The organism is Xanthovirga aplysinae (genome assembly GCF_009711365.1).
GTDB classification, from domain to species: Bacteria; Bacteroidota; Bacteroidia; order Cytophagales; family Cyclobacteriaceae; genus Xanthovirga; species Xanthovirga aplysinae.
The window spans coordinates 1-7129 of sequence record NZ_SMMB01001055.1 but is presented as its reverse complement, the minus strand read 5'-3'; the positions used below and the strand labels follow the sequence as shown (position 1 = coordinate 7129).

The following is a 7129-nucleotide window of genomic DNA, read 5'->3' as shown; positions in this document are numbered from 1 at the left end:
GAGAAAAAACACAAGGACAATTCCTTTTTTTGTTCACCTCCATATTTTCAGGAGATTTGTACCAGTTTATCTCTGGCACTACCACATATCCTTTCAGAATCTCATTCACTTCACTTTTGGCAGTATTCCAAAGGCATAACTGCCAGTAGGATGAAGAAAGTAGCAAACATAGTAATAACCACTTTCTCCAATTCATTGATTGCCACAAATGAAGTAACATTTTTTTTAGTTTGCTTTTCTTAGATAAATGTTCCCACTTATGGCTTTAAGGGATACCTCTACTCCTCCCCCATTAGTGGAACCTTTAATAGTCTGTCCACCTCCAACTCGGCTAAGGTCTCTTTGAGATTTGTCCCCAAAACTCAAATCAAAATTGGTAAAAACCTCACCCGAAATAGAAGAAAGTTTCATATTTGCCTTTGAAGCCGCAGGTAAAGTGACATCAATAAAACCGCTAATGGCCACTAGAGAGGTGGGACTATTTTGGTTTAAGGAGGCAAACTTCAATTCCATATCGCCACTTGTAGTTTTGGCCACTACGGGTCCCCTAACAGCACTCATTTCGATATCAGCTCCATTGGATTTCACTTCTACTTCTCCTCTTAATTTATTTACGGTAACACGATCAGAATTCCAGTTAACCTCTTCCATTTTAAGATTTACACTTTGAGGAACCATTATTTTATAATTCACGTCTTGTCGACTGGCTTTTTCAATCACTAGTTCATTGCCAATCTCCTTTATCGAAAGGCCTACCCCCGTATTATCAGCTACATTACGATAAAGAGGTTGTAAACCTGCTGCTCTTGCATCTTTTTGTGGTTGCTCAAAACCCGTAGCTTTTATGATCAATTCATCGCCATTATACCCCTCCACTTCAATATTGCTATTATCAAAGATTATGTAGACAATTTTATCTTTGAGTTCACCCTTTAAACGACTTTTAAATTCCTGTGCCAATAATTGTCCGCTTAGCATACTAGCCAACAGGACTGCCATTAATCTTTTTTTCATCTTAAGTTATTTTTTTAATGTTTATTAATTCAAAGTCAGATTAAGCTACTAATTCCATCTTTCACTTTATTTCTGACTACTTCATGAAGTTCCTTTTCTTTTAAAAGCTTTTGCATTTGAGGTAAGGCCTTTTTTTCCCTGATTTTTACAAGCGCATCAATTATAGCGATCTGAATGGCGGGATCATCCTGCTGTTTTAAAGCATACAATAAGGCCTCTCTTGCTCTTTGATCATTTGAGAAGTGAGCCAAGGCATCTACGGCAGCCATCCGAACGTTCTCATTCCCGTCATTATTTAAAGTATTAATCAGGGCTTCAATCACCTCGGTATTTCCCTCTTCCATGGAATAGGTATAACTTACAGCCTGAAGACGATCACTTGCCAGAGGTTGATTTAGTTTAGTAAGCATCATCATTTCTTTCATTTCTGTCATCTCCCGTCTTAAAGCTTCAACCTCAGACAAAGTAGATTCTAATGCAGGTTTGCTCACATAATACCCCAAACCAAGTCCAAGAATAAGCATAGCAACACTGGCAGCCCATTGTTGCCCATTTTTTGGCCATAGAGTTCTAACAATTGCTCCCCTTTTTTCCTTTTTCCTTTCAAGGCTAATCTTGGTTTTTTCCTCATTTAAAAGCTGCTCAAAAGAAAAGCGAATAGAATCATCGGGCAATATTTTTGGTGCAGACCCCATTAATCCTAGTAATTTTCTCATTTGTTTGCACTCCTCCTCACAGGAAGGGCAATCCTCTAAATGTTCTTCAACTTTTTTTTCCTCCTCTTTTGTTAAGCTTCCTTCCAAATAGGAGGTCAAATAATCTTTCACTTCAAAACAATCTCCCATAACGGTAATTTTTAAACCTGCTTGAAATAAAGTTCCTTCAATTCTTTCATGGCCCGATGTACCTTAACTTTTACCGCACTTACTGTGCAGTCCAGGACCTCAGCCACCTCTTCATACTTCATTCCCTGATACCTACTCATGATTAAAACCTCCCGTTTTTCAATTGAAAGTAAAGACATAGCCTTCTCTAGAAGATGTATTTGTTCTCTTTTTAAGAGATCCTCCTCGTCAGACCACGCTTCAGCCAGCCCTGAAACATTAACAAACTCATCTCTTTTTTCTACATGCTTTCGATAATGATCGTAATAAATATTTCTGGCCATTTGGTATATCCATGGTTTAAATCGGCTCCCCCTTTTATAAGATTTCCGATATTTTAATAAGCGGAAAAAAACATTTTGGGTAAGATCATGAGATAAGTCATGGTCATGGGATAAGCGTAAAAAAAAGTTAAACAAATTTACATTATACCTTTCAAAAAGCTCTCCAAGGCCATCCAGCTTGTCGTCCAAGGCCTCAGCCATTAAGAATTCATCGCTTAAACTATTCACTAAATGGAAGTTTTAAATTTTAGATTCATATAGGTTATCCTCAAATTCAAAAAAGGTTACACCCTTAGAAAAATATTTTTAAAATAAAGAAGAGTTTTTCTCACCTATTCAACGAGCCCCAATTATGTTTCAGAAAAAAACCAAGAAACCATTTCATTGGGTGAACTTGAGGCTTATTTATTATTGGATTTCACGAATATACTGGAACTGTATAGACTCAATAAATCATTATACTATTTCAGTGAGATTAGGCCAAATTACCTGAGAACGAGACCATTCCATTCACTCTTTAATATTAATACTTGCCCACCATTAAATTAAAGAAACAAAACGACAACCACATTTTTATATTTTGGTCATCTGAAGCATAACAAAGTAATGACTTGGATACGTTTTCCGTGGAAAATGAAGAGAAATCCTCAATAAGAAGGATTTTTTTAACCAAAATTTTCAAAAGGCAAATTATAAGAGAAACGAAGTATTTTGGGACCTACTCCTTTCAATAACAATTAGAGTTAATTGAGAAAAAATAAATAAAAATAAAAAATGGTCATAATTTTGAACCAAATAATAAAAATGTTGAGTCAAAAATTTGCCTTCCTAACAACAATAGGAATAGAATAAATACTTAATAAAGAATTAGAAGTTTTGAAAACAGGTCTATTTTCAATTTATTTTCCGCATAAGTGGTGTTAGATATTATAGACAAAATTGCAGATTATTGCTTATATGAGTAGGACATTCTCACCTGGCTTCATTAATAACAAATAAGTTTTCTTTGGTTTGTTTTACTTCCAACCCCATGGCTAAGGAGAGTCGATCCAAATTTCGTCCAAGATCCTGTTTTGTATTGATATAGCCAGTGAAATATTTTGTGGATGACAATTGAGATTTTATTTTGACCGGATAATTCATTTCTAATGCTTTATATACATCCTTTAGATCAGCATTATCAAAGTGGATTTTCCCCTTAATCCAACCTCTATTTTTTTCAATATCAATAGAGTTGACCACAAGTTTATTATTTATCAATTGAATGGATTTCCCCGGCATCAAAATTTCTTCGGCCCCTTTTCTTTTTACTCCTACTTTCCCTGTATAACATTCCACATGGAAACTTTTTCTTCTATCTTCCACAGAAAAGCTTGTTCCTAAAACCTGAGTTTGACCATGAGTACTTTTAACAACAAAACTATTCCCCGCCTTTACTTCAAAATATGCCTTCCCATCCAAATGAACCATCCTTTGCTTACCCCAATCAGATTCATTATAAGATAAAGAACTCATAACATCTAATTGTACCCGTGATCCATCGGGGAGTTCAATTTTTCTATTCTCACCAATTGCCGTTTCAAATTTCACCAATCCTCTGCTACTTTGTAGATTATAAAGGTAAAAAACAACCCCCAACACTGCTACTATTGACGCAGCAACTCGAAGTATATGCCAAATTTTAAAGGATTTTGCAGTTGGAGTTTTCATTTTGGATTCCACAATGTTCCAAACTGCCTCCTGATTTTCATCCTCTCTTAATTTCCATTGAGAGGTTTCCTTCAAAATTTTCTTTGTATTCGTTTCTTCTTCCGAACCTAAGGGAGAATTATCGGAAGCCCGAGAATTTTTATACCTCTCAAAAAGTTCTTTATCGTTCATATCTTTTCGCATCCTAACCATCATTTAATCATATATTTACTCTAATCAGATTTTACCTACCTAAGGAAATCAAAATTTATATTGAATTCCTAAACTTGGGGTAAATCCTAATAAATAAACCTCATCTGTACTTGGCTCATCGAACTCATCTAAACCATAAGTTACTTGAACATTTTTCCGGTTATACAGATTAAGAAAATTGGCATTAATCTCTAATTGATTGTTTTTGCCCCAATTAATACCGTAAGAAATATTGAGATCCAACCTATGATAGGTGGGTAAACGATTCATATTATTGGGATCAAAAGCTTCCCCATATTCTTCATCATGTGGCTTTCCACTACCAAATACCCAATTCAATCCAAGATCCAAACGCTTCCACCGGTAAGTCCCTAACAATTTTAATTGATGGCGCTGATCATCGTTAGCCAAAAATTCCGCACCTTCATTTATTTGATTAAAACTATTGGTAGATTTACTGAGGGTATAGCTGCCTAAAAAATTAAAATTGGGAAAATCTCTAATCAAAGTTAGGTCCACCCCATTTGTTCTTCCTACTCCTTCAACAATTTCCTCATTATGAAGGCTACTATTAGATTCATAACCATAGTCCTCCTTTAAATAGTTAAATAATGGGAGGTCAACATACCTTGCCAAACCGTTAACCTTTTTACTAAACCCTTCCACTTGTAGCCTAAATAACCCCAAATCCATCTGAAACCCCATTGTGGCCTGGGTGGAACTTAGCACAGATGTGTTCCCATCTCCTCTCAATACCCAAAAATTATCTTGTCCACTAAAGGCATCATCTGCTACCACTTGACCAACAAATTGATAATACTTTCCGAAGGAGGCATTGAACTTAATATTATTGGCAGGCTGATAAGCGGCAGACATTCTGGGTTCCCAATAAGTCCTACTTCCTACATCAAAATAAGTAACTCTTATTCCTGGGGAAAAAAATAATTTCTCAGAAGGTTTATAGATAGAAGCCACATACCCTCCCAATTGCATCCCCTTAAGGTCCAAATTAATATTATTCAATTTCCCAAAATTAAAATTCTCATATGTTATGGAAGTGGAAGTGGCAAACAAACCAAAATCAAACACTTTATTATCTGTATAAGAAAATTCATGGTTTAACTTTAAGGAATACTCGTCAATATTATTTTGATCTTCAAAAACCACAATATTCCTTTCATCACCTTCCCAAAATACTTCCTGTCGATCAAATGACCGGAAATACTGAGAGAGCCCCAGAGTGAATTCCGAAAAATGCTTCTTGTTCCAAAACCGATTATATCTTATACTCTCTCCCTGATTTCCCCAATTCTCTTTTTCGGTAAAAAAATTCCTGTTGACATCTAGTTCGTCAGCAGAAAGCGCCTCAATCAAATTTGGTTCATTAAATTCATCTTCTAGATATAAATGATCATTCCCTTTAAAAAAACTAAGGTAAATGACATCATTAGGTGAAGGACGCCAGGTCAATTTTGCATTGGTATCATAAAAATAAAATTTGGATTCTGGGAATAAAGAAAGATTCTCGGGTTTCCCTTTATTTTGATCAACAACCGTCAACAAATTTTTATAAAGGGAAGTTTGTAAAACATCAGTGTAGGATCTTCTCCCAGCTAACAATAAAGATAATTTCGAACTTAAAGGTAACTCCAATACCGCATCTGCACTTAACATATTCAGCCCTACCTGTCCGGAAACCCGCTCATTATTCCCAGATTTGGAGATCATTTCCACTACACTGGCAATTTTCCCACCGTATTTTGGTGAAAATCCACTTTTATATAGCCTTACATCTTTAATTATATCTGAATTAAAAGCACTTAAAACACCAAAAAAGTGGTCCAAATGGTAAACTGTAAAATCATCAAACAAGACCAGGTTTTGATCTTCGGTCCCTCCCCTTACATTCAAACCTGCTGAGGCTTCATCAGTACCATCAACTCCAGCCAAAAATTGCAAGGATCGAAAGACATCGGACTCCCCAAAATTGCCTAACCTCTTTAGGTATTCCGGATTAATACCAATACCTCTTCCATTGTCAGCTAATTCAAAGATTTGTCTCTTTTGATCAAAGATTACCACTTCATTCAAAAAGTCCGGGGAAGGAATAAGAGCAATCTCCTGACTAGAAATATCTTTTATTTTTATGGACAAAGGTTGGAAGCCAATATGTGAGATTACCATCGTTTCTTCCTTAGTAGTGATGTTATGGATTATAAAATAACCCTCCTGATTAGTAGTTGCATATTGATCCCGTTCAGGCAAGTAAATCAGAGCATTAGGAAGCCTCTCTCCCGATTGGCCATTTACTACAATGGCCTGAATGCTCTTTAAAATATCCTCCGAATGCTTTTTAAATAATATTACATCATTTCCATCGCGCTTAAAACTAACTCCTGAACCAGCCAGTAGACGATTCAATAAATTATCTAAATTCTTAGGGTCATCAGAAAATGTCCGTACTTCCAAATTTTTAATTACAGCGTTATCAAAATTGAATTGAACTTTATATTTCTTTTCAATTTCGGTCAGAATGCTTTTAAACTTTTTCTTGCTTTGACCGCTCACCGAAATGCAGCCTAAAAAAGAAATTAATAACATACATAAAACTGACCCCTTCATGAGCTCACAGTTTTCTTTTCAACTTTTGATTCAACTTATATAAAGCTCCATGCATTCTTTTCTCTACAGCTTTTACTGAAATTTGGAGACGATTGGCAATCTTTTCGTAAGTTAATTTATCAATTCGGTTCATCAAAAATACAACCCGTTGATTTTCCGTTAAAGAATTGATGGCTTCTTCCAAATGAAGATTGAATTCATTTTGCTCCATGATAAATTGTGGATTTTCTGGCTTTGAGGAGAAATGCTTTCTAGAGGCATAATTATCCACAACCTTTTTATGCTTATGGTAATTCATTACCAAATTAGTAGCAATACTATATAAATAGCTAATTTCAGCCCCATTCTTAACTTTACTCCGGGCTTCCCAAAACTTAATGAAACTATCTTGGGCAATATCCTTTGCTATTTCATTGTCCAGAG

7 protein-coding genes are annotated in these 7129 nt (G+C 35.4%); all 7 read right to left on the bottom strand.

All coding sequences use genetic code 11. From position 1 onward, the window contains the following. Window positions 1-220 (bottom strand): hypothetical protein (locus E1171_RS24275; protein WP_222931478.1); only part of this gene is annotated, 220 nt, incomplete at its 3' end. Window positions 221-225: 5 nt separating this feature from the next. Further along, complete coding sequence (locus tag E1171_RS11590; protein WP_155206169.1) at window positions 226-1014, bottom strand: DUF4097 family beta strand repeat-containing protein; 789 nt, start codon at window positions 1012-1014, stop codon at window positions 226-228. 35 nt (window positions 1015-1049) lie between these two features. After that, entirely contained in the window at window positions 1050-1859 is an 810-nt protein-coding gene (locus E1171_RS11585) for a HEAT repeat domain-containing protein (RefSeq protein WP_155206170.1), read from the bottom strand. Window positions 1860-1870: 11 nt separating this feature from the next. Beyond that, a complete protein-coding gene (locus E1171_RS11580; protein WP_155206168.1) occupies window positions 1871-2410 on the bottom strand; it encodes a sigma-70 family RNA polymerase sigma factor in 540 nt (179 codons plus the stop codon). 744 nt (window positions 2411-3154) lie between these two features. After that, window positions 3155-4075, bottom strand: a complete 921-nt coding sequence (locus E1171_RS11575; RefSeq protein WP_187696409.1) for a FecR family protein — start codon at window positions 4073-4075, stop codon at window positions 3155-3157. A gap of 57 nt (window positions 4076-4132) precedes the next feature. Beyond that, a complete protein-coding gene (locus E1171_RS11570; RefSeq protein WP_155206166.1) occupies window positions 4133-6706 on the bottom strand; it encodes a TonB-dependent receptor in 2574 nt (857 codons plus the stop codon). A gap of 4 nt (window positions 6707-6710) precedes the next feature. After that, a partial coding sequence (locus E1171_RS11565) for an RNA polymerase sigma factor (RefSeq protein WP_187696408.1) occupies window positions 6711-7129 on the bottom strand: 419 nt, incomplete at its 5' end.

Bases quoted from the DNA above. Each gene is read 5' to 3' on its own strand.
- E1171_RS11575 (WP_187696409.1), bottom strand. From the start codon at position 4,075: ATGCGAAAAGATATGAACGATAAAGAACTTTTTGAGAGGTATAAAAAT.
- E1171_RS11585 (WP_155206170.1), bottom strand. From the start codon at position 1,859: ATGGGAGATTGTTTTGAAGTGAAAGATTATTTGACCTCCTATTTGGAA.
- E1171_RS11590 (WP_155206169.1), bottom strand. From the start codon at position 1,014: ATGAAAAAAAGATTAATGGCAGTCCTGTTGGCTAGTATGCTAAGCGGA.
- E1171_RS11570 (WP_155206166.1), bottom strand. From the start codon at position 6,706: ATGAAGGGGTCAGTTTTATGTATGTTATTAATTTCTTTTTTAGGCTGC.